This is a genomic window from Desulfonauticus autotrophicus, assembly GCF_055381725.1.
Window position 1 is genome coordinate 1,245,009 of sequence record NZ_AP042395.1, and the last position, 22,371, is coordinate 1,267,379.

A 22,371-nucleotide genomic window follows, 5' to 3' on the forward strand; every position below is an offset into this window, starting at 1 on the left:
TTTAAAAACTAAAGTTAACCTTTTGATATTGTTTAGGAATCCACCAGCGGATAAAATTATAACCAATACCTGCTGGAGCAGGCTCTATCCCTTTAATGCGCTTGTGCACAATGGGTAGGGCATAAGGCACATACAAAAAACAATAGGGCTGTTCTTTATGCAAAATCTCCTGGACCCTATCATAAATTTTTTTTCTTTGACTCAAGTCCAGAGTCTCTCGACCAAGTTCTAAGAGTTTATCCACTTCTTTACTTTTATATCCCATAAAATTTAACCCACCTGCTACAGCCTTTGAAGAATGCCAGACATCAAAAAGGTCTGGATCCAGAGGAATGGTCCAGGCTAAAATTACAGCTTCAAAATTACCCTTATCAATAAATTCGTTGATAAAAGTAGCCCACTCCAGGGTCCGGATATGCACTTTAATTCCCACTTGAGCCAGACGATATTGAATAATTATGGCAGTTTTTAGACGCAAGTCATTTCCCTGATTGGTCAGAATGGTAAACTCCAGTTTTTTACCATCCCTTTCTAAAAAACCATCTCCATCCAGGTCCTTATATCCCAGGTCTTCTAAAATCTTTTTAGCCTTTACAGGATTATAGGGATAATCTTTTATCCTGGTATTATACACCCAGGTGCCTGGTTTATAAGGGCCTATTGTGGGCTCTCCCAGGCCAAATAAAACTCCTTTAACAATCTCCTCTTTATCTAAAGCCAGGGCTATCGCCTGCCTTAATTTTATATTCTTAAATAAAGGATGTCTTAAGTTATAACCCAGGTAGGTATAGGAAGAAGCAAGATACTTATATTTATTAAAATTTTTCTGCCAAAATCTTCCCTTAGTCTGAAAAATATATTGCAAAGGAGACAAGTTCATATTGTCTAAATTACCAGCCTTTAACTCCAAAAACATGGTATTCATATCAGGAATAACCCTATACACAACCTCATCAATATAAGGCCTGCCCTCAAAATAATTAGCATTGGCTTTTAAAATTAAGTTCCTGCCACTTTCCCATTTTACTAATTTATAAGGCCCTGCTCCCAAAGGGTTGCGACTATATTTGGTTTGCAAGAGGTCTTCTTTTTCCAAAATATGCCTGGGCAAGATAGACATGCTCCAGGAGGCAAGAGAGCCTGCATAGACTTTGGGATAAGTTACTTCCAGTTCATAAGGAGAAAGGACCCGACATTCTTTAACCAGTTTAAAATCTTCGCCATAAGCAGTGGGAGTTTTAGGATCTATCATTAATTTATAAGTAAAATAGACATCTTCGGCAGTTAAGGGTTTTCCGTCAAACCAAAAAATATTTTTTTTAAGCTTAAACCTAAGCCTTTTACCCCCATCTAAAACTTCATAACCAGAGGCAGCCCAGGGCACCAGTTGCAAATTTTTATCATACTTTAAAAGGGAAACATATAACAAGTCAGCTAATTCGTGGGAAAAGGCATCTGTAGCCAAAGGCGGAATAAGATTGGTAGGGTCACTTAAGGTGCTTAAAATAATCCTTCCACCTAAATCCTGAGCTCTAAGCCAAGGATTAAGCCCCCAAAAAACAAGGTATAACAAAATAAAAACCTTTTTCATTTTAGCCAGTTAAACCTATTTTTTCAGTTTAGTGAAAAAACTTTTTCAAATCTTGCCAAAAGTCCTCAATTTGCTTAAATAGAAATGTTCTTTTTTACCACTTTTGTTAATGTAAGGAGTTAATGAATTAATGGTGATGAATGAAGAGAAAAAAGTCAAAGACATTTTAGCTGCATTTGTGAAAGATAACATTCCAGAATATATTTACGAAAACGCCCAGGAACTGGCCTCTAAAGAAGACCTTAAGCTAAACCTCAAACAACACTCTGATTACTTAGAGTTAAGCGGTCAGGTTCAGGCCGAGGATTTCCAAATATATCAAACCGAGATTTCTCTAAACCTAGAACTGGAATCTGTAACTTATTATTGTAACTGTCCAGAATCCTTTGCTGGCATATGTAAGCATGTAGGTGCTACTCTTATCAAATACCTTCATTCCCTGGAGCAGGAAAACAGTGAAGAAGAAGCTATTTTGGTCAGTACAGACTGGAAAACTACTTTTAAAAGCTATTTTGCTACTCAACTAGAACCAGAACCAGGCCAACACTACATAGTTTACCGTTTTTTCCCAGAAGTAGGTCGTCTGCAGGTAGAATTTTTTAGAGCCAGACAAAATAAATCCGGACTTTCCTCTGTTTTAAATCCCATCACCTTAGAACAAATCCTGCGCAATCCAGAATGGTGTGAAGTATCGCCAGACCTTCCGCAAGTGGCAGAACAAATTGGCCAATACTTAGACTATTATGGCCATAAGGTAGAAATACCCTATGGACTTATGAGCTGGTTTTTTACTGCTATTAAAAATGAGTATTACTTATTTTTTGAGGAAACAGAAAAGCCTGTACGCATTGTCTCCACTCCCATGCGCTTACAGTTAAAACCAACCCTTACTGAAGATGGACTAACCTTTGAAGTCATGCTGGGCAGAGAAGGTAAAATCCCCTTTCCCATCAAAGGAGAAGAGACCTTTTTCTTTGGAGACATGCCCTTATGGGTATTTTGGAAGTATACTTTTTATCCAGTACATACTGGTATCCCTCCCTTTCTCATTCGTGAACTGGTAGTAAAGCCCCCTATTGTACCTCATAAGGAAATTTCTGAATTTCTGGATTGAGTCTGGACCCAGATTCCAGCCTCAGACCTCTTTGAACAAGAAAAGTTTCTGGAAAGAATGGCTCCCATTTTTGTGGAAGCCAAATACAATCCCAAACTCTTTTTGGAAGAAGAAGGTAGCCTGCTAACCCTTCAAATTCAAAATGTTTATGAAACTGAACATGGTGAATTTACCTTGCCTGGTCCAGACCCGGACTTACAAACAGGAAGCTATCAATTTGAAGGAAAATCCTTTCTTATTCGAAGAGACCAGGAAAAGAAGGAGAACTAATAAACAGGCTTATGAATCTCGGCTTTCAGGCCAGAAACAATGCCCTTTGGTTCTTAGAGCCTGAAGAAGCCATCAATTTCCTCCTGGATGAATATCCCAAACTGGTAAAAGAATATAGAGTTTATGGAGAAAAGAACCTATCCAGGTACAAAGTAAGGCTCTCTCCACCCAGGGTGGTTGCCCAGGTGGAAAGCAAAGAGGAAAACACCTGGTTCAATGTGGATATTGTGGTGGAATATGATGATATTTCCGTGCCCATAGAAAAAATCTGGAAGGCCTGGTCTCAAGGCAAGCGTTATGTTCAGTTAAAAGATGGCTCTTACACCAGCTTACCAGAATCCTGGCTGGAAAAACTGGGACACAAACTGCAAACCATGGGTCTGGATCCAGAAAAGGGTCCCAAGAAAAAATATGCTCATCACGAAGCCTCAATCATTGATAAACTGGTAGAAGATGTGGATGAACTCCAGGCAGATTCTTTCTGGGATGAATTAAGAGAGAAAATTCATACTTTTAAGGAGATTACCGCAGTAGAGCAACCTAAAGAGCTCAATGCCACCTTAAGACCTTACCAGCTACAGGGTTTAAGCTATCTCAACTTCCTCTATGAATACAAATTTGGTGGCATTTTAGCCGATGAAATGGGACTGGGAAAAACCATTCAGACCCTTTCCTTTCTTCAGCACCTAAAGGAAAAGGGTATAACTGGTCCGCATCTTATTGTGGTACCCACCTCTGTTTTGCCCAACTGGGAAAGAGAAGCAGAAAAATTTGTCCCCACCATGAAAAGATTGGTAATTTACGGGGCCAAAAGAGAACATATTTTCCCTCAAATCAAAGAAGCAGAGCTGGTCCTAACTACCTATGCCTTACTTAGAAGAGATTTGGAATTTTTATTGCCCTATGAATACGCAAGCGTTATCTTAGATGAAGCCCAAAACATTAAAAACCCCAATACCATTACTGCCAAAGCCGTACGCAAGTTAAACTCCCGTTTTAGATTGTGTCTTTCTGGAACTCCCATTGAAAACAACTTGCTGGAACTCTGGTCTCTCTTTGAGTTTCTCATGCCAGGCTTTCTGGGCTCCCAACACGCCTTTCACAAGGGATTTATCAAACCCATTAAAGACGGGGATGAAGAGGCCCTTAACTATTTAAAAAACAGAGTAAAACCCTTTATCTTGCGCAGAACCAAAGACCAGGTGGCCAAAGACCTGCCACCCAAGGTGGAAAATGTTTACTACACTGCCCTGCTGGACGAACAAATGGAACTCTACGCTTCTTTGGCCAAAAAACTCAAAGAACAGGTCCTACAAAGAGTGGAAGAAAAAGGTATTGCTGGCTCTCAAATGTCCATTTTGGATGCCCTGCTAAAACTAAGACAAATCTGCTGCCACCCTCGACTGTTAAAGCTGGATATGCCTGGAGTGCAAACCAACCTGCCTTCTGGCAAATTTGAGGCCTTTAAAGAACTGGTCACCACCATCATTGAAGATGGCCACAAAGTACTGGTCTTTTCTCAATTTGTGCAGATGCTGCACATTATTCGCTCCTGGCTTTCCATGAACAAAATCCCCTTTGCTTATCTGGATGGCTCCAGCAAAGATAGATTTGAACAGGTGGACAGATTTAACAATGATCCCAATATCCCCATCTTTTTAATATCTCTTAAAGCTGGAGGTACAGGGCTAAACTTGACTGCTGCTGATTATGTCATCCACTATGACCCCTGGTGGAACCCGGCTGTGGAAAATCAGGCCACTGACCGTACCCACCGTATTGGCCAGACCAAACAGGTTTTTGCCTATAAAATGATCTGTCAAAACACTGTAGAAGAAAAAATCTTAACCCTGCAACAGCAAAAGAAAGGAGTAGCTGAAGCCATTATTCCTGGTCAAAGCGCCATTCAAAGCTTAACTAGAGAAGATCTGGAAATGCTCTTTGAAGTTTAAAAGGTTTCAGGGGAAATCTCCCCTGAAACCTTATTTCAAAGACTCTTGTTTTACCTTCTAATAATCTAACTTCCAAAAGAAAATATAACCAGAAGTAGCAGGGACTAACTGCTTGTGGATTTACTTACTTTCTTAAAAACTACTACTCAGATTTTAGTAAGTTATTTACCCAAAGATAAGCTGCATTTAAACATTCACTGGCATAGGTTGGATCTATTTTCAGAAAAGCAAGTTGTTTACCTACTTTTCTCCACTCTCCCTTTTCCAGGTAAGAGGCTAAAACCAGCCATTGATGATAGGGATGTTCTGGGTCCAACAAACCTTTTTTAATGTCTTCATCCAGGAACAATTCTTCCACTATTTCAGATAGACTTTTTTGCAACAATACATCCAGATAAGAAAGGAGTCCTAAAAGAAAAAACTTCTCCCCTGACTCTTCTCCAAAAACCTTTTCAGCCAAAAGCTGCAAAAACCTGCCCCTAAAGGCAGATAAAAAAACTACTTCCTTTCCCCTATCTTCTGTACTTAAGTCAGCCAGCAAAACAACTCTTAGCCATTGTTTTATTTTCTTCTCTCCCAAACAGGTCAAAGCCCTTTGCAGAGAAGATATCTTTTCTTTAAAACCAAAATAAGGTGAATTAATATATTTAATTAAGCGGTAAGTTAAATTAATATCCTGTTTGATAATTTCACTAAGCCCCTTAAAACTTATTTCAGGCTTACTAATTTCCTTTAAAATTTTTAACTTGCTGACTTCACTAGAGCTTAATTTTTTGCCTTCCAGGATTTCTGGCTTGCTAAAGAAAAAGCCCTGAAAATAGTCAAATCCCAACTCCAAACAGGTTAGAAACTTTTCTCTGGTTTCAACCTTTTCTGCCAAAAGTTTTACTTTATACTTTTTAAGGTTGGTAACTATTTCTTCCAGTTCCCACTCATAAAGCTCTAAAATATCTACCTTTACTATATCTGCAATAGCAATTAAATTCTTAAATTCTTCCTGCCCCACATAATCATCCACAGCCAGCACATAGCCCTGCTTTTTTATCTTTTTACAACAATCTACCAGCTTGGGAGTGGGATTTACTCGTTCCAAAATCTCTAAAACCACATGCTGAGAAGGAAGCAAATTATAGTGCTCTTCTAAAAGAGATTTTTCTGAAAAATTAATTAAATATTTTAAATTCATGCCCTCTTTAAAGGCCAGCTTAAAACCATCTACAAGCACCTGGCCTGTAGCAACTTCATCATCTATTGCACCAGCCTGATTTAATTTTTTACCTGAACGAAATAACAGTTCATAACCCCAAAGCTTTTCCTTGCGGTTAAAAATAGGTTGCCTGGCAATAAATATTTCTTCTAAACTCATCTATCTTGCCTCAGTTTAAGGGACCAAAGCTGTACTTATTAATCCCATTTCCAGAGGATAACCACACAACAAATTGGCATTGGCCAGAGCCTGACCTGAGGCTCCTCTACATAAGTTATCTATGGCTGAAACCACAATTAGCTTTCCCGTTCTTTTATCTTCCACTAAACCAATAAAACAACTAAAAGTGCCCCTTACCCACCTAACCTGGGGCAATGTTCCTAAAGGAAGCACTTTGACCCACTTTTTAGACCCGTAAAAATCTTTATAAACCTCAAAAACCCTTTGTAAGTCTACCTTTAAGTCCGCATAAATGGTGCTTAAAATACCTCTATTTAAGGGCAAAAGATGAGTAGAAAAACAAACTTTAACCTCTTTTGCGCAAGCCTTGCTTAATTCTTGCTCAATTTCTGGAGTATGGCGATGCCTGGCCAGATTGTAAGCATAAAAATTGTCATAAACCTCACAAAACAAAGTAGCTTCTTTGGGCGAGCGCCCTGCTCCAGTGGTGCCTGACTTGGAGTCTATAATAGGGTTTTCAGGCTCAATTAAATCATATTTTAAGGCTGGATACAAGCCCAAGATAACTGAAGTGGGATAACAACCAGGATTGGCTATTAAGGAAGCCTTTTTTATCTCCTCAGCATAAATTTCTGGCAAGCCATAAACAGCTTTATCCAGATATTCCTGAGCTAAGTGTTTTACCTGGTACCACTGTTCATAAACCTTTACATCCTGCAATCTAAAGTCTGCACTAAGGTCCACTACTTTTTTGCCTTGCTCCAACAATTTTTTGGCCACCTGCATGGCTGTACCGTGAGGTAGAGCCAGGAAATAAAGCTCTGCCTCTAAATTGCTCTGCTCTAAATCTGTAATCATCAATTCTGCATACTTACTCACAAAAGGAAAAACCTCTTGCACGGCTTTTCCTGCAAGTTTTCTGGAAGTAACTTCCACCAGTTCAAAACCCGCATGATTTTCCAGTAAGCGCAATAGCTCTATTCCTGTATAACCGCTTACGCCAATGATACCCACCTTGGTTTTTTGCATAGTATAAACCTCAACCAGTTTATGCCTTTTGAATATACTTCATTCTAAGGTCAAATAAAACATCTTTTAAAAGTTTTTCCTCTTGCGCACTTAAATTGCCTCTGGTCTTTTCTTCTAAAAGTCCCAATAAATCTATAGTCTGTTTGGCCAGGGCTAAGTTTACTTCAGTGGTGTTGGTTTCTGGATTAGCTATCTCCCCTAAATGCACCAGGGCTGAAGAGCTAAGGGAAATTACAAAGGTGGCAAAATCCAGCTTGGGCAGATTTACCTCTTCTTTGGCACTTACTTTGGCATAATCATGCGCTATCTTTTTCTGAGCAAGCTTGCGGGCTTCACTTTCAGAAGACTTTTCTTCTTTTAATTCTTCCTCGTCCAGTTTTACACGACGATCGTTAACAATAATCTTTTCTTCTTTTTTCGGACATCTTAACACCCTCCTGCAGATAAAGTCTTAAAGTAGACCTTTAAAGACTCTTCCAGATAATTTCTAGCTCCACTAAAGCCACCACAAGCAACATAACTTTCCTTAAGCGCAAATAAAACGCCAAGCAAATCTACATAATCCACATAACCCATATGTCCTATACGAATTATTCTATCTTTTAACTGGTCCTGTCCACCAGCTAAGGTATAACCAAAATTATCCTTCATATATTTTAGAACCTTGCTTGCAGATACGGATTTAGGCAAAAGCACAGAGGTAAGTCCCCAAGTGTAATGTTCCTTAACCAGAAGTTCAAGTCCTATAAGCTCTACCCCAGCCCTGACCATTTCCGTAAGGGCTCTTTGTTTTAAATAAATTTCCTTTAATCCCTTTTCTGTAAAATATTTTAGGCTCGCTTCCAGACTTAGAATAAGGCTTATAGCTGGAGTATAAGCAGTCTGGTTTTGTACCACCTTCTTTTTTTCCTTTATTAAATCAAAGTAAAAAGGCCTTTTACAATTACTTTTTACCTTTTCCCAGGCTCTGCCACTTAAGGCTACAAAAGCAAGGCCAGGTGGCAACATTAACCCCTTTTGCGAACCAGTTAGCAAGCAATCTATTCCCCACTCATCCATGGGACAGGGGGAAATACCCACGGCAGAAATGCCATCCACCACGCACAAAATGCCTTTTTTCTGGCAAAAAGAGGCAATCTCTTGTACTGGATGCATAACGCCTGTAGAAGTTTCTGAAGCCTGAACTAAAATGCCTTTAATCTCTGGATGTTCTTTAAACTTTTCCTCAATCTGACTTATCTCTACAGCCCTACCCCATTTTACAGGCAGGGAAACCACTTCTAAGCCCCAATTTAAGGCAATTTCCCTGAACCTTTGGCCAAACTTGCCGCCTTCAACCACCAGCACCTTTTCTCCAGGAGAAAAGATATTTTCTACTGCAGCTACCATGGCTCCTGTACCTGAGGAAGTGAGAATAAGCACTTCCTCTTTAGTGCCAAAGAGATACTTTAAGCCTGCTCTGACGCGGGCAAAAATATGCTTGAATTCCTCTTTACGATGATGAATAAGTTCTCTGGCAGCTGTAAGCCTGACTTCTTCAGGTAATGGTGTAGGTCCTGGAGTCAACATTCTTGCTTTGTGCATCTATTTTCTCCCCTTTTCTATTTAACTATGAGCTTCTCCCCAATTATGGCCAAAGCCCACATCTACCACCAAAGGCACAGCAAACGCATACACGCCTTCCATGATTTCCTTTATTCTCTGCACAGCCAGTTCAATCTTGGGTCTGGGCACTTCCAACACCAGTTCGTCATGAACCTGCAAAATCTGCCTGGCTTCAATTTCTTTTAACACCTCATCTTCTTCAACCAAAAGCATGGCCTTTTTAATCACATCTGCAGCAGAACCCTGAACCACTGTATTTATAGCCATTCTTTTGGCCTGAGCTACCATCTGTTCGTTCCTGGAAAAGATATGGGGCAAAAAACGGCGCCTACCCAAAATAGTAGTGACAAACCCCTTTTCCATGGCCTGGGTTTCTACCTGCTCGTAAAATCTTTTTACGCCTGCAAATTTTTTAAAATAAAGTTCAATAAAACTTTTGGCTTCTTTTAAAGAGATATTTAACTCCCTACTCAATTTTAAGGGCCCCATGCCATAAAGTAAGCCAAAGTTAATGGTTTTGGCCTTTCTTCTATCATCAGCACTTATTTCTTGAGGTTTTTTCTCCAAAATCAAGCAGGCCGTGGCTGTGTGAATGTCCTGTCCTTCTTTAAAGGCCTGAACCAGGTAGGGGTCCTGGGAAAAGTGAGCTAAAATTCTAAGTTCTATTTGCGAATAATCAGCAGATAATAAAAACTTATTTTCTGGAGCCACAAAACAGGCTCTCATTCTAGGCCCATACTCACCTTTAATGGGAATATTTTGCAAATTGGGATTACTACTGGAAAGCCTTCCTGTGGCAGTAGCCAGTTGATTAAAGGTGGTGTGCAATCTATTTTTAGAATCCACTTTTTTGGGTAAAGGCTCCAAATAGGTAGAGCGCAACTTTTCTAGGCTTCTATAACGCAAAATAAGCTCCACAATGGGGTGCTGATGGCGTAAACTTTCTAAGGCACTTTCTGCAGTGGAAAACTGCCCAGTAGGAGTTTTTTTGCGACTCTTTAATTTTAATTCTTCAAAAAGGACCTGCGCCAGTTGCTGACTGGAGCGAATATTAAACTCTTTGCCTGCCAATTTATAAATTTCCTGAGTTAAGTCCTTTAACTCCTTTTTTACTTCTTTTAAAAAAAGTTTAAATTTCTCTAAATCCAGTAAAATACCCCTTTTTTCCATATTCACCAGCACCACACTAAGAGGTTGCTCCAGTTTTAATAAAAGTTCTTCCAGATTAGCCGCCTGTAATTTAGCCCTGAGATGTTTTCCCAGGGATAAAATACTTCTGGACAAAGGTTCTCCAGGGCTTACTAGATGCTCAACTTCCCTAGCTATTCCCTGAAGTAAAGTAGATAAAGAATAATCCCTTTGCTCTGGGTCCAAAAGATAGGCTGCCAGACTGAGGTCAAAACAGTTTTCCCGGATCCAGGGAAAAGAGTACTGAGAATAAAAGTCCTTTAAAGAAGAAAGGTAAATTTCCTTTCTGGTGTCCAAAAATTCTCCAGAAAGTTTTTCATTTATTTCCAGTTCTAATTTACCATCGCCAATAAAAAACTTTTCTCCTTCTTTCCAGATGGCACAAATCTGTTCTAAATTTTTAAGCTGTTTTTCTTGAACTTGAGGCCTTGATACTTTAGTGGAGGCCTTTTTTTCTAGTTCAAAAAAAGGTAAATTAGGAGCTTTACCTTTTTCTACCCTCTTTTTGCTACTATCCAGTTCCTCGATTTCCCTTAACAGGGAAAAAACTCATACTCCTTACAAAAATTTTTAAATGCAGGCCAATCTGGCTCTCCCAGGGTTAAGGTCTTCAGGTCTATTTCCTGGCAACAATCTTGACGCAGGCGAGTAAGTTCCCGGTACTGATACACCTTGGGAAAGCACTCTTCAATAACCTTCCTGGCCTTACCCTTTAGCTTATCTAAGTTTTGCTCCAGCTCTTCCAGGGTTGCAAATTGCTTTAATATGTTTTGAGCTGTTTTAGGTCCAATGCCAGGCACCCCTGGAATATTATCACTACTATCTCCTACCAGGGCCTGAAAATCAGGCCAGCTCCGGGGGGCAAAGTGCCACTTTTGAACAAAATCTTCCACTGAAAGGAATTTTTCTTCTTTTCCTCCTGGGTCCCAAATAAACACTCCTGGACTTAAAAGTTGATTTAAATCCTTATCACTGCCTACAATAACTATAGGAAATTCATCCTTAAACCTCGCAGCTAAACTGGCAATACAGTCATCAGCCTCTATACCCTCTGTGATTAGGGAGTAAACTCCTAACAGTTTAAGCCCCTGTAAAAGCGAAGGAATCTGTTTGGCCAGATCTTCAGGCATTTTCAGCCTGTTGGCTTTGTATTCTGCCCAGATCTCTTTTCTGAAGGTCGGCTTAGGCCCATCAACAAAAAAGCCTAGATAGCGCGGCTTTTCTTCCTTTAAAATTTTTAGAATTAAACGCAGGACAATGTAAATTACATTGGTAGGAAAACCATCTGAGCGAGTAAGATTACGATAGGCATAAAAAGCCCGGTAAATATAAGAACTTCCATCCACTAAAAAAAGTGGATTTCCTTCCCAGGCAAATTTTTTTTTAAGCATTTTCTATTTTTTTCTCCTGCTTAGGAGCACAGGTAGAGCGTTTGCGCACATGATAAAAACGCTGCCACATAAATTGTTGAGGATGTATTCCCCCCAGTTTCTCTACTGGAATCTCTGCTCTGGCCATGGTTCTATGCCCACCAGCAGGACCAAAATCAGCAAAAAGCTTGCGCGCAAACTTGCCCATATCTCTTCTCAGGCCATCACCTCTAAAAATAACCACTAGTTTATCATCATAAAGTCCACCCACCATATCCCAGGAAATATTATGCACCTGCAAAAAAAAGTCTGCCAGAATAACCAGGACATCAGGAGATTCCACACTACCTAAAAAAACTGCCAGACCATTTCCCAAAATTTTCACTTTTTTTAAGGCCTGGGAAAAATATTTTAGCCAGCTTTTATGAAATTCAGAACGAATAATCTTTTGTAAAAGCAAGGGGTTGTAAAACTTGGTAAGGTACTTAAAGGCCTTGATATCCGTATCCACAAAGGGCCTTTCAAAACTCTGGGTATCTGTTTTTATTCCATAGGCCAGGGCTGTAGCCAGCAACTTGCCAGGCCTTATTTTTAAATTGTACAAATATTCAGTCAAAATAGTAGAATTGGCTCCATATTCAGGACGAACATCCACAAACTCAGCTTCTACTGGATGCTCTTTAAGTAAAGGATGATGGTCAATTACAATGGAAAAGTTGAGTTTGGCAAAGTCTGGATGATGGTGGGGCTGGGAGTCCACCAGGGCAAATTTATCAAATTGAACTATTAAGTTGGAAGTAGCCTTTTGGGTAGGAATACGCAAAAGCTTAACCATAGCCAGATTATCTGGCCTGCTAATTTCATTGACATGTCCAATAGCTACCTCTAATACCCTGTGGGCCAAAATCCTTTTTAAGGCCATGGCTGAAGCCAGGGCATCTGGGTCTGCATTGACCAAAATAAGCCAGCGTTCACTTTTATCCAGAAGCGACAAAAGCGAGGGGATTTTATCCGTCAGATTCTTAAAATAAGCCATCTTCTTGATCCTTAATTTTGAGAGCACAACCAGCTACTACCAGATATACTTTTGCACACAGTCTGGCAAGTTTCTGATTGAATTCTCCCAATCCTCTTACCTCCCAGGTTAATTTGCCTGGTAAAAGCCCAAGTCCTACTTCACTGCTGACTAAAATAACTTCCTGCTTTAAGGAAGCCAAACTTTCCCAAAAAGCTTCTAGATATTCTTCTCTTTCTTCTTTAGACAAAGAAAAAAACCAAAAATCAAGTCCCTCGATTAAAATCTTATCCAAAGAAGCAGGTAAAGATTTTAAAGTCCCGGCCAAATTTTTCTCCACTTCAAAGACCTTTATTTCAGGATTACGCTCTAAACGATGGTCCAAAATCTGTTTTTTAAAAGCAAAATCCAGACCTTTACCTGTAACCACCAAAGCACCTTCACCCTGAAGATTATTAAAAAGCTTTAAAGCAAAATTACTTTTGCCAGACTTTGCTCCTCCCAAAACCAAACTAAACAAAACAAACTCCTAAATCCTCTTTTTTGTCCAGAAGCAACTGATAAGAAGACAAAAAATCTTGCCTGTTAAACAGCTCCAGAACCAGAATTTTATTTTCCAGACGAAAAAATACCTCTTGCAGGATTTGCCAACCAGATGCAGGCAAGTCTTCTAAGGAAGTGTGTTTTCCTGCCTTTTCTTGACCATAAAGATGCACCACCTTGACCCTAGGCCAAAATCCAGGCAAAGCCAAAATATTGTGCTGCTTGTAAGCAAGTAAGTGGCCTATATCCAGACAGATGGATAAGTCAAACTCTTCTATAACCTGCCAATAATCTTCAAGATTTCTTCCCTGAATATTTTCTAGGCACAAACTCGAAGCCAGGTACCCTGCTTCTAACCAGCTTAAAACAAAAAGTTTTAAATCCCTGGCCAAAGGAGGCGGATGCAGGACAAAACACCTGGGTTGCAAAAAATTCACTTTTTGCACCAGCTTTAAAAGTTCCTTACTGGTAGTATCTGCCTGCTCCCAATTTAAGTCCAAAGGCAGGTGAACATGATAGGTTAAACCTATCTCAGCTAAATCTGGAGGTAAATCTTCTTCTGTATAATTTAAGCAGGAGTGCAACTCAAAAAGAGCCAGATAAACATCAGAGACAAAGTTTTTTAAAAATAGGCAGTTTTCCTTGATAGAAGCAAATAAAACATAGGAAGGAGCACTTAAAATAAATTTTTTCATTTTTTAGGAGAAAAGAAGATGTTGTTTTTCTTTTAAAGAAGTTTTTTTCCTGGGCTCTTTGAGCTCAAACAGGCTAGAGTCTAAGAAATCTAAAAACCTGGAAGGTGGCAGGTTTAAGCGCTTGCCATAAAGTTTTCTACTTTGAGCAAAGCTTAAAAAAAGATGACTTTTGGCCCTGGTGAGTCCCACATAAAACAGTCTTTTTTCTTCTTCCAAATCAAAGCTACCTTCCTTTTCTGCCCCTACCAACTTATCCACTCCAATAAAAGGTAACAGTCCATCTTCCAGACAAGGCAAAAATACCACCTCAAACTCCAGTCCTTTGCTGGCATGCAAGGTCATCACCCGTACCCTCTGGCTCTTTTCCCTTACCAGGTCAAGCTCACTTTCCAGACGAATAAAATTAATCAAACTTAACCAGCCATTTTCCTGCGCATAGAGTTTTTCTAACTGTTTAAAATAATTACTTTCCCAGAATAAAGGGTCAAAAGGAGGTATGTCCTTTAAAAAGTTTTTAATTCCTCTGGGGCCTGCTGCCAGTACACTTTCCGGAAATAAAGAAGGCTTTTCCACATTAAACCCCAGGACCTTTTCCACTTCTTTTAAAATAAGCTCTATTCTGGGCTCCTTAAAAAAAGCTTCCTCTTCTGGTGAGGCTACTGGAATGCCTTTATTTTTCAAAGCCTGGACAAAGGGTTTTACCAAAGCCCTGAAACGTACTAAAATAGCAATATCTCCAGGAGAATATTGGGTAGGCTTATTATCTGCTTCAAAATGGGCACTTCCTCCCAGAAGGTCTTTAACTTTATTGGCAATCCAAAAGGCCTCATAATTATCAGAAGGTGCTTTTAATAAACAAACCTCTGCCTCAATTCTTTTTCTGGCCTTTAAGTTAGTTCCAGAAAAAAGGCCTCCAGCTAAATCCAGAATCTTTTGGCCAGAACGGTAATTGGAATGTAGGAAAATGACTTCCAGTTCAGGCCAGTATTGCTTTAAATAACTTTCCACCTCTGTAACTGCCCCTCTAAAACCATAAATCGCCTGCCTGGGATCACCTATGGCAAAAAAACCCTCTCCTTTTCTGGAGCAAGTTTTACAATTAAGTCCAATTGTAAAGGCGAAAGGTCCTGTACTTCATCCACCAAAAGGTGCGTATAGGGCCTTAAAAAATTACCCACTTCCAATTCATGCAGCCAAAACTCCAAAAGATCTGCATAATCTACTAAATTTAAGTCTTTTTTTAAATTAAAGTAATTTTCTCCTTCCAGGCTACACTCTTCTCGCCTTTCTCGTTTTAAACAAAACTCTGCCCACTTTTCCTTAAGCTCCTGGGAGCTAAGCTTGGGATTGGCCCGGGCAAAAACCTTTTTGGCTTCTTCCTCTTCCAAAATAAGAGGCTTTTCCTTGTGTACCTTTTGCCAGTACTCATAAGCCAGGGCGTGCAAGGTGTCTGCCACTGGCAAAACCTTTTCCTGCAAATTCTCCAGTAATCTCTCTCTTATCTCCTGTGCGGCCTTTCTGGTAAAGGTTAAAATCAAAATGTGTCTGGGATTTATTCCTTCTTCCAGAAGTTTTTTTACCCTGCCCAATAAGGTCTGAGTTTTACCAGTGCCAGGCCCAGCTATGACCAACAAAGGCCCTTTAGCTCCAATGGCCCTTTCCTGTTCTTCATTATAGTGAAAACTTTCTTGCTTTTCTTCTGCAATAAGCTCTAGTTCCTTTACTGCGTCTGTCTTCTTGCTTTCCTGCCCCAGGACAAACAGACTTTTCCCCTGCAAGATTTCCTGTAATTCTTTAGGAGTAAAAAGGGATATTTTCCCATATTCGCCATCAAATCCAGGTTGACGCAAAACTTCCCTTCTCCTCATCCTGGCAACAGCTTCTCCCAGTAAACTATGTTTTTGTTTTAAGTCTTCTAAGGGAACATTTAAAAGGATATCCAGTTCTGAACCAAATTTTTCTATTAACTCCACATATAAGGTATTAACTTTCTTACTTTTAGGCCCTACACCCAAAAACTCACTCAAGATTTCTTTTAAGGGAATAAGTGAGGTATAATCTGGATGATGCTTGGGTTTTTGAGGGGTTTTGCAATCAGCTAAAGCCAGGACCCTATGCAGTACGCCAACAGTAAGTTTCTGACCACAAACCGGACAAATACCTCCCCGGCTAAGAGTCTCCTGAGGAGTCAAAACTACCTTGCACTTTCTATGACCATCTAAATGATACTTGCCTTCTTCTGGATAAAACTCCAGGGTGCCTAAAAATTTATGACTAAGCCCTTCACCTCTTAGGGCATAATAAACCCCTGTATAACTTACTTCTCCCTAAAAATATTGGCTTCTCTGGCTAGGTTCTCTCCAGAATGGGCATCTGAATTGGAAACCAAAAAAAATCTATCCAGCTTACTTAAAAGCCAGTTCATCTCTGGATCAGAAGAAAGCCCTGTCTCCAGGGCAAAAATATATTTACTCAAATCTTCAAAACACTCCTCTATGGAGTCAAAACCTGATTTGGAACCAAAAAGAGAAAACCAGGGCGTCCAGATATGGGCAGGAACCAAAAAGGCCTTGCTATCCAGCTCCAAGACCATATCCAATAAATCTTTGGCATCCAGGCCTAAAATGGGCCTGCCATCAGAGTGCAAATTGCCAATTTCTGCCAGTTTGCGATTCAATTCCTTAGCTTTGTCCAGGGAAGGCACATAAACCAGGTTATGAATCTTCCTAACTTTTCCCCTTTTTTTGTAAATAGAACTAATCTCTGCACTTAAAATAAATCTTACCTTGCCTTTTAATTCTCCAGAAAATCCAGGAATTTCTTTGGTCAGGCCCTGTTTATTTTTCAGCTCAAACAGTCCTTCTTCTACTTCCACCAGTTCTTCTTCTAATATTTCAAGCCACTTAGGATGAGTAAAATCTCCAGTAGCAACTACATCCAAACCCTTTATTTCTGCCCAGGCAGCCAAATTTCTTGGCAAAAGTTTTTTACTTGTAGCTCTAGAAAAAGGTGAATGAATATGTAAATCTGCAATAAATCTATCCATGTTTTACCTTCCCTAAAATTAAACTCACTTTTGTCCCCTTTCCTTCCTCAGATTCAATCTCTAAACTACTTTCATTTAAATGACAAAGCCTAAGGGCAATGGATAGTCCCAGGCCAGTTCCCTGTTTTTTAGTGCTAAAAAAGGGATCAAAAACTTTTTTTATTTCTTCTTTTTTAATTCCCTTTCCTTTATCTGCAATGACCAAAGACCATGTCTCCTCTTTTTTTCCAAACCAATAAAAATTTCTTTTTTCCTTCTAAAGCAGCTTCCTTGGCATTAAGCAAAAGATTAAGTAACACCTGTTTTAAATGCTCCCTATTCCAAAACACTTCCAAGGAACTATCCAGATCTAATTGTAACTTAATTTTACCTGGTTCCAGAGGGGCCAGGATAATAAGTTCTTTGACAAGAGAGGCTATATTTACCCACTCTTTATCTCCTTCCCTGGGTTTGGCAAAAGATAAAAAGTTCTTCACCAGTCTATCCAGCCTATCTACTTCTCTTAACACAATGGTAAATAGTTTGGTTTGTAATTCCTTGTCTTCCTCTTCTTGCAAAAGCTGCAAACTGGCCTTTATTCCAGCCAGAGGATTTTTAATCTCATGAGCTACTCCAGCAGCAAGTTCACCTAAACTGGCCAATTTTTCCATTTGAAAAATCTTTTCTTGTAACTTTTCTAACTCTGTGGTTTCATGTAAGATAACTAGATAGCTATTTTCAACTTCTAGATATGATATTTTACCTAAAAAAGACCTTTCTCCCAATTTAAAATTAAAACTTTTTTTGTCTTTTTTATTTGTCTCTATAATATTACTTAGTTCTTTATTATAGTACGAAATACTTCTGCCTAAAGCCAAAGATAGATGTTTTAAACCTAAAAAAGAAAGAGCTTTCTGATTTAAAGATATGATAGTATTTTTTTCTGGCTCTAACACAAAAACCATAGACTCCATTAAATCAAAAATGCTCTTTTTTAGAGCTTCAGCCCTACTTAAAGCTATTTCTTGACTAATTAACTCATTAAAAAGGCTTTTTTCTCTGCTTTCAGAAAAATAAACAAGTAAATTTATCAAAAAAAGACTAAGAAAATTTAAAATAAAATAAAAAAAGAAGTTAGATAGGCTAAAGCTATTTTCTTGCCAGATAAATGGATACTTAAATTGAATAATACCCACAATAAGATAAATCAAAACACAAAGGGCACTAAAATAAATACTTGTCCTTAAGCCTAAAATTTTCCCATATAAAAAAATGGTTACCAGGATTAAGAAAAATAAACTGCTTTTTAAGCCACCTGTTAGAAATATGATATAAAAGGCCAGAAAAATATCAGATATAAATTGCAGGTAAACAAAGTAGTAAGCAGATTTAAATTTATTCCAGGTAAGTAAATAGATTAAATTCAACCCAAATCCGCAGACAAAAAAGATAATGTATAAATATTGATTTTCAATAAAATAATTTATCTGAGGGATTATACCCAACCAGACAGCCTCTAAAAGCACAAAGATAATTAAGATAAGGGCTAGACGAAAAGGGAAAAACGAACGGTAAAATCTCTCAAAAATTTTTCTGAGAGAACATACTCAAGGTCTTTTTCCACACTCTTCTGGATCACCATGAAATTTTTTAAGAGTATGAGGTAATGCCGGTAAAATGGCTTCCAAATTTTCTTTTACGGCCTTTATGCTTCCAGGCAAATTTATAAGTAAACTTTCCCCAGCCAGTCCACATACAGCTCTAGAAATCATAGCATGGGGTGTTTTTTGAAGAGAACTAATTAACATCGCCTGTTCAAATCCAGAAAGTCTTTTGTCCACAAATTTAAGACAAATCTCCGGAGTAATATCTCTAGGATATACCCCTGTTCCTCCGGAAGTAACAATTACATCTACCTTTAAAAAATAAATAAGATGAGCAAGTAAATAGCTAAGACTTTCCCTAGAATCAGGAAGAACATATCTTCTGGTCCAGGAAAAATCCATTTTATTTTGCAGCAAACTAAGCACTAAAGGCCCACTTTCATCTTCTCTTTTGCCTGAATATCCCTTGTCACTCAAGGTGATTACAGCCAGAGAATAGGCCTCTTTTCTCCAGAAAAAACTCCTTTTCTACAAATTCTGTAAACAAAAGATAAAAATTACTGCCCACTAAGAGTTTATCCTGTAAGAAAAATTTATTTTTTTCAGCTTGCAAATACCCCCCAGCTTTCAAAAAATCAGGCTCCAAAACACTTCCATCTGCAAGAAAAAAATTTTTTAAAGGCACTAAAAAAGCTTTTCCCTGAGGAATAACTTGCTCCAAACTTGAGTATTTTATCTCCATAATTCACCTTTTTTAAGCTAAAAGTACGGCAATAATTCCACACAAAAATATGCCATCAAAAGTGCCTGCTCCACCAATGGAAAGTATTGGACTTACCAGTTTATTCTGCTCAGAAGGATTTAAAAGATGCAAAATATCTGCTCCCACCAATGTGCCCAGGGTACCGGAAATATAGGCAACTTGAGGGGCAATATCTGCAGGTGCCAAAATCCAGGTAGCCAGGACAGTAATTAAAGGAGGAGCCAAAAAAGGAATACCTATGCCAACTCCTGGAATGGGACGGGCCAGTTTATAGCAGGCCAGGGAGACAATCAAAAAGCAAAGCCCCAGTTCTAAAGAAACTCCAATCTGGGAAATAAAATAAAAGGACAAAAAAATGGGAATAAGTCCACCACCAACATTTAAGGCGATTATTTGCTTAGAAAAATCAGCTCGATAATATCTGACGTGTCTAAAAAACTTAGAATAAAAATCTTCTTCCATCTCATAAGGAGCAAAAGAAATCTCCCTGCTGAACAGGGGCAAATTGATACCACTTCCAATTAAGGTGGTTATAAGCAATAAAAAGGTTTGCAGTCCTGTTAGCCCCAATTTATGAAAGGCAATAACAAATAAACCAATCTTAATCAGGCCAAAAAGCAGTAAAACTAAAAGAAAAAATAAAATAAGAATAAAAATAAAATAGGGAAAATAAAAAATAGGACCCATTGTCTCCTCCTGCTAAGAGGAAAGGCTACCATCTTTAAAAAGAGAGGTCAAAATCTTCTCCAGGAATTTTAAAGTTAAAAAAGAATTTGACCTCTAAAAAAAATTATCCACCCAAATAGGCTTTGCGTACTTCAGGGTTACTTAAAAGATTTTCTGAACTATCTGCCAGAACAATATTGCCCACTTCAATAACATAACCTCTATGGGCCAATTTTAAGGCAGCTCGTGCATTTTGCTCTACCAACAGAACTGTTACCCCGCTTTCATTGATTTCTTTGATGGTAGCAAAAATGGATTTAACCAAAATAGGAGCCAGGCCCAAACTGGGTTCATCTAACAGCAAAATTTTCGGATTAGCCATAAGCCCTCTGGCAATGGCTAACATCTGCTGCTCTCCTCCACTTAAAGTGCCTGCCAACTGTTTTCTTCTTTCTTTTAAACGGGGGAAAAGGGAAAAAATCCACTCCAAATTCTTCTGAATGGTCTTTTCATCCAGTACCGTAAAGGCACCCAAATTTAGATTTTCCTGTACAGTCAGGGTGGAAAATACTCTCCGCCCTTCGGGAACCTGAGCAATACCCAAGCTCACAATTTCATGAGCCTCTAACTTGCTAATCTCAACATCTTTAAAATAAATGGTGCCCTTGGTGGGCTTTAACAGTCCACTAATAGTGTTTAAGGTAGTAGATTTTCCTGCTCCATTGGCTCCCAAAAGAGTTACAATTTCACCTTCTTTTACCTCTAGATTTATGCCATGTAAAGCTTCCACATTACCATAACTAACGTGTAAATTTTCTATTCTAAGCATCTTCTAATCCTCATCCACACCTAAATAAGCTTCTATAACCAAAGGATTATTCTTCACTTCTTCTGGAGTGCCTTCTGCAATTTTGGCTCCATGTTCCAGGACCACAATATGCTCACATATGCGCATAACCAAACTCATATCGTGTTCAATGAGCAAAACAGTTATTCCTCTCTTTTTTATTTCTCCTATTAATTCAACCAGTTCTTGGGTCTCCTGCTCATTCATGCCCCCAGCTGGCTCATCTAAAATAATGAGCTTAGGCGAAGTGGCCAGGGCTCTGGCTATTTCCAGAAGTCTTTGATTTCCATAGGAAAGGTTTTTGGCTTTATTTGTTAGCTCCTTGCTTAAACCTACAAATTCAAGCTCAGCCCAGGCCTTTTTTAAAGCTTCCCTTTCTTCCTCTTTTTGCCATTTAGGCCTGAACATGCAAGCCAGCATACCAGCTTTCATTCTACAATGGCAACCAGCCAAGACATTTTCCAATACCGAAAGGTTTTGAAAAAGACGAATGGTCTGAAAGGTCCTGGCTATGCCTAAATTTACAATTTTATGAGTGGGTAAACCTACAATATTTTCACCTTCAAAAATAATTTCGCCACTATCAGGTTTATAATTGCCTGTAATTAAGTTAAATACAGTGGTTTTTCCAGCTCCATTGGGACCGATTAACCCTACCACTGCACCCTTATCTACAGAAAAACTTACCTCATTTACTGCCATTAAGCCACCAAAGGTTTTGGTTAAGTTTCTTAACTCAAGTAAACTCATTTTCCTGCTTCTCCCAGCTTAAGAAAATCCAAATTATAGGTTCTAGGTTTAGGAGGTATAATCCCTTGAGGTCTAAAAATCATCATTACTACCATAGCTGCACCAAAGATAAGCATCCTGGCACTGGCAAACTGCCTAAAAAGCTCTGGCAAGCCAATAATGAGAAAGCTACCCAGGATAATTCCCCGCATACTGCCAGAGCCTCCTAAAATAACAATTACAAACAAAATCACAGATTCCCAAAAGGAAAAGGATTCTGGAGAAATAATAGTCATTTTAGAAGCATAAATATTACCCACAAATCCGGCCCAGATAGCGCCAATAATAAAGGCCTTTAACTTATATCCAGAAGAATCAACCCCACTACCTTCAGCAGCTAAATCATCTTCTTTAATATAATTTAAAGCTCGACCAAAACGGGAATTTTCTAAACGATAAAAAAGATACACACTAATCCCCAAAAAAATCCAGATGTAATAAAAAAAGTCCTGAGGACGCCTGATGACAAATCCCCAAAGCTTGGGTCTGGAAATGCCAAAAATTCCATTGGACCCACCTGTAATTCCAAAGATATTGTTCACCAGAGCAATGCGCACAATTTCCACAATACCAATGGTAACAATAAGCAAATAATCACCGCGCAAGTGAATAATGGGCCTGGCCACCAGATAGCCAAAAATACCTGCCAAAAGCCCGCTTAAAGGCATAAGCCAAATAATGGGAATATGATACATGGTATTTAAAATAGCTGTGGTATAGGCTCCAATGGCATAGAAAGCTGCATGCCCCATATGAAACAGGCCTGTATGCCCTAAAATAAAATTTAAACTCAAAGCTAAAATGGCATAAATACCAATATTATTTAATACATCTACCCAATAGGTATTTAAAAATAAGGGAGCACAAGCTAAAACTAAAATAATAATTATGTTTATAATTCTTTTTCTGTTCATACCT

Annotated in this window: 21 protein-coding genes and 1 pseudogene; 1 reads left to right on the top strand and 21 read right to left on the bottom strand. The window is 38.8% G+C overall.

Features of this window, described 5'->3' with window-relative positions:
* Position 1: 1 nt before the first annotated feature.
* Entirely contained in the window at positions 2–1,591 is a 1,590-nt protein-coding gene (locus ACZ42F_RS07130; protein ID WP_464278453.1) for a peptide-binding protein, read from the bottom strand.
* A 130-nt stretch (positions 1,592–1,721) separates the two neighbouring features.
* On the opposite strand from ACZ42F_RS07130, the pseudogene ACZ42F_RS07135 reads away from it, so the two are divergent.
* Positions 1,722–4,927 (top strand): annotated as a pseudogene (locus ACZ42F_RS07135) (DEAD/DEAH box helicase).
* Between the two features lie 142 nt (positions 4,928–5,069).
* Here the strand turns inward: ACZ42F_RS07135 and ACZ42F_RS07140 are convergent.
* The 20 genes from ACZ42F_RS07140 to ACZ42F_RS07235 form a co-directional block, all read right to left on the bottom strand.
* Positions 5,070–6,293, bottom strand: a complete 1,224-nt coding sequence (locus ACZ42F_RS07140) for an EAL and HDOD domain-containing protein (protein WP_464278454.1) — start codon at positions 6,291–6,293, stop codon at positions 5,070–5,072.
* A 15-nt stretch (positions 6,294–6,308) separates the two neighbouring features.
* Positions 6,309–7,343 carry an N-acetyl-gamma-glutamyl-phosphate reductase gene (gene argC / locus ACZ42F_RS07145; RefSeq protein WP_464278455.1) on the bottom strand — a complete coding sequence of 345 codons (1,035 nt, stop codon included), beginning with the start codon at positions 7,341–7,343 and terminating at the stop codon, positions 6,309–6,311.
* Positions 7,344–7,362: 19 nt separating this feature from the next.
* Positions 7,363–7,776 carry a DUF1844 domain-containing protein gene (locus ACZ42F_RS07150; RefSeq protein ID WP_464278456.1) on the bottom strand — a complete coding sequence of 138 codons (414 nt, stop codon included), beginning with the start codon at positions 7,774–7,776 and terminating at the stop codon, positions 7,363–7,365.
* On the bottom strand, positions 7,770–8,927 hold the full coding sequence (locus ACZ42F_RS07155) for a pyridoxal-phosphate-dependent aminotransferase family protein (protein WP_464278457.1): 1,158 nt from the start codon (positions 8,925–8,927) through the stop codon (positions 7,770–7,772). The genes ACZ42F_RS07150 and ACZ42F_RS07155 overlap by 7 nt, the downstream gene beginning before the upstream one ends.
* Positions 8,928–8,948: 21 nt before the next feature.
* Complete coding sequence (locus ACZ42F_RS07160; RefSeq protein ID WP_464278458.1) at positions 8,949–10,433, bottom strand: DNA polymerase; 1,485 nt, start codon at positions 10,431–10,433, stop codon at positions 8,949–8,951.
* A gap of 236 nt (positions 10,434–10,669) precedes the next feature.
* Complete coding sequence (locus tag ACZ42F_RS07165) at positions 10,670–11,527, bottom strand: 5'-3' exonuclease (protein ID WP_464278459.1); 858 nt, start codon at positions 11,525–11,527, stop codon at positions 10,670–10,672.
* A complete protein-coding gene (locus tag ACZ42F_RS07170) occupies positions 11,520–12,542 on the bottom strand; it encodes a DHH family phosphoesterase (protein WP_029965833.1) in 1,023 nt (340 codons plus the stop codon). The genes ACZ42F_RS07165 and ACZ42F_RS07170 overlap by 8 nt, the downstream gene beginning before the upstream one ends.
* Entirely contained in the window at positions 12,529–13,041 is a 513-nt protein-coding gene (locus ACZ42F_RS07175) for a bifunctional adenosylcobinamide kinase/adenosylcobinamide-phosphate guanylyltransferase (protein WP_029965831.1), read from the bottom strand. Before ACZ42F_RS07175 ends, ACZ42F_RS07170 begins: the two co-directional genes overlap by 14 nt.
* On the bottom strand, positions 13,034–13,759 hold the full coding sequence (gene cbiR / locus ACZ42F_RS07180) for a cobamide remodeling phosphodiesterase CbiR (RefSeq protein ID WP_464278460.1): 726 nt from the start codon (positions 13,757–13,759) through the stop codon (positions 13,034–13,036). Before cbiR ends, ACZ42F_RS07175 begins: the two co-directional genes overlap by 8 nt.
* Positions 13,760–13,762: 3 nt before the next feature.
* The gene (locus ACZ42F_RS07185) at positions 13,763–14,767 is read right to left on the bottom strand and encodes a 3'-5' exonuclease (protein ID WP_464278461.1); all 1,005 of its coding nucleotides are present in this window, start codon (positions 14,765–14,767) and stop codon (positions 13,763–13,765) included.
* A 47-nt stretch (positions 14,768–14,814) separates the two neighbouring features.
* Entirely contained in the window at positions 14,815–15,951 is a 1,137-nt protein-coding gene (locus ACZ42F_RS07190; protein WP_464278462.1) for a UvrD-helicase domain-containing protein, read from the bottom strand.
* Between the two features lie 125 nt (positions 15,952–16,076).
* Positions 16,077–16,805 carry an endonuclease Q family protein gene (locus ACZ42F_RS07195; RefSeq protein ID WP_464278463.1) on the bottom strand — a complete coding sequence of 243 codons (729 nt, stop codon included), beginning with the start codon at positions 16,803–16,805 and terminating at the stop codon, positions 16,077–16,079.
* The gene (locus ACZ42F_RS07200; protein WP_464278464.1) at positions 16,798–17,010 is read right to left on the bottom strand and encodes an ATP-binding protein; all 213 of its coding nucleotides are present in this window, start codon (positions 17,008–17,010) and stop codon (positions 16,798–16,800) included. The genes ACZ42F_RS07195 and ACZ42F_RS07200 overlap by 8 nt, the downstream gene beginning before the upstream one ends.
* Positions 16,994–18,373, bottom strand: a complete 1,380-nt coding sequence (locus ACZ42F_RS07205) for a histidine kinase dimerization/phospho-acceptor domain-containing protein (protein ID WP_464280221.1) — start codon at positions 18,371–18,373, stop codon at positions 16,994–16,996. The genes ACZ42F_RS07200 and ACZ42F_RS07205 overlap by 17 nt, the downstream gene beginning before the upstream one ends.
* An 18-nt stretch (positions 18,374–18,391) precedes the next feature.
* Positions 18,392–18,865 carry a MogA/MoaB family molybdenum cofactor biosynthesis protein gene (locus ACZ42F_RS07210; protein ID WP_464278465.1) on the bottom strand — a complete coding sequence of 158 codons (474 nt, stop codon included), beginning with the start codon at positions 18,863–18,865 and terminating at the stop codon, positions 18,392–18,394.
* Positions 18,858–19,130, bottom strand: a complete 273-nt coding sequence (locus ACZ42F_RS07215) for a hypothetical protein (protein WP_464278466.1) — start codon at positions 19,128–19,130, stop codon at positions 18,858–18,860. Before ACZ42F_RS07215 ends, ACZ42F_RS07210 begins: the two co-directional genes overlap by 8 nt.
* A gap of 12 nt (positions 19,131–19,142) precedes the next feature.
* A complete protein-coding gene (locus ACZ42F_RS07220) occupies positions 19,143–19,838 on the bottom strand; it encodes a DUF1614 domain-containing protein (protein WP_035260354.1) in 696 nt (231 codons plus the stop codon).
* Positions 19,839–19,941: 103 nt separating this feature from the next.
* A complete protein-coding gene (locus ACZ42F_RS07225) occupies positions 19,942–20,646 on the bottom strand; it encodes an ABC transporter ATP-binding protein (RefSeq protein ID WP_029968071.1) in 705 nt (234 codons plus the stop codon).
* A 3-nt stretch (positions 20,647–20,649) separates the two neighbouring features.
* Positions 20,650–21,414, bottom strand: coding sequence for an ABC transporter ATP-binding protein (locus ACZ42F_RS07230; RefSeq protein ID WP_029968084.1), 765 nt, complete (start codon positions 21,412–21,414; stop codon positions 20,650–20,652).
* Positions 21,411–22,367 carry a branched-chain amino acid ABC transporter permease gene (locus ACZ42F_RS07235; protein WP_464278467.1) on the bottom strand — a complete coding sequence of 319 codons (957 nt, stop codon included), beginning with the start codon at positions 22,365–22,367 and terminating at the stop codon, positions 21,411–21,413. The genes ACZ42F_RS07230 and ACZ42F_RS07235 overlap by 4 nt, the downstream gene beginning before the upstream one ends.
* Between the last annotated feature and the right edge of the window lie 4 nt (positions 22,368–22,371).

What these genes read in the sequence shown, in the direction of transcription:
- ACZ42F_RS07195 (WP_464278463.1), bottom strand. Translation starts at nt 16,805, where the DNA reads ATGGATAGATTTATTGCAGATTTACATATTCATTCACCTTTTTCTAGA.
- ACZ42F_RS07215 (WP_464278466.1), bottom strand. Translation starts at nt 19,130, where the DNA reads ATGGAGATAAAATACTCAAGTTTGGAGCAAGTTATTCCTCAGGGAAAA.
- argC (WP_464278455.1), bottom strand. Translation starts at nt 7,343, where the DNA reads ATGCAAAAAACCAAGGTGGGTATCATTGGCGTAAGCGGTTATACAGGA.
- ACZ42F_RS07230 (WP_029968084.1), bottom strand. Translation starts at nt 21,414, where the DNA reads ATGAGTTTACTTGAGTTAAGAAACTTAACCAAAACCTTTGGTGGCTTA.
- ACZ42F_RS07225 (WP_029968071.1), bottom strand. Translation starts at nt 20,646, where the DNA reads ATGCTTAGAATAGAAAATTTACACGTTAGTTATGGTAATGTGGAAGCT.
- ACZ42F_RS07235 (WP_464278467.1), bottom strand. Translation starts at nt 22,367, where the DNA reads ATGAACAGAAAAAGAATTATAAACATAATTATTATTTTAGTTTTAGCT.
- ACZ42F_RS07140 (WP_464278454.1), bottom strand. Translation starts at nt 6,293, where the DNA reads ATGAGTTTAGAAGAAATATTTATTGCCAGGCAACCTATTTTTAACCGC.
- cbiR (WP_464278460.1), bottom strand. Translation starts at nt 13,759, where the DNA reads ATGAAAAAATTTATTTTAAGTGCTCCTTCCTATGTTTTATTTGCTTCT.
- ACZ42F_RS07170 (WP_029965833.1), bottom strand. Translation starts at nt 12,542, where the DNA reads ATGGCTTATTTTAAGAATCTGACGGATAAAATCCCCTCGCTTTTGTCG.
- ACZ42F_RS07165 (WP_464278459.1), bottom strand. Translation starts at nt 11,527, where the DNA reads ATGCTTAAAAAAAAATTTGCCTGGGAAGGAAATCCACTTTTTTTAGTG.
- ACZ42F_RS07155 (WP_464278457.1), bottom strand. Translation starts at nt 8,927, where the DNA reads ATGCACAAAGCAAGAATGTTGACTCCAGGACCTACACCATTACCTGAA.
- ACZ42F_RS07130 (WP_464278453.1), bottom strand. Translation starts at nt 1,591, where the DNA reads ATGAAAAAGGTTTTTATTTTGTTATACCTTGTTTTTTGGGGGCTTAAT.
- ACZ42F_RS07220 (WP_035260354.1), bottom strand. Translation starts at nt 19,838, where the DNA reads ATGGGTCCTATTTTTTATTTTCCCTATTTTATTTTTATTCTTATTTTA.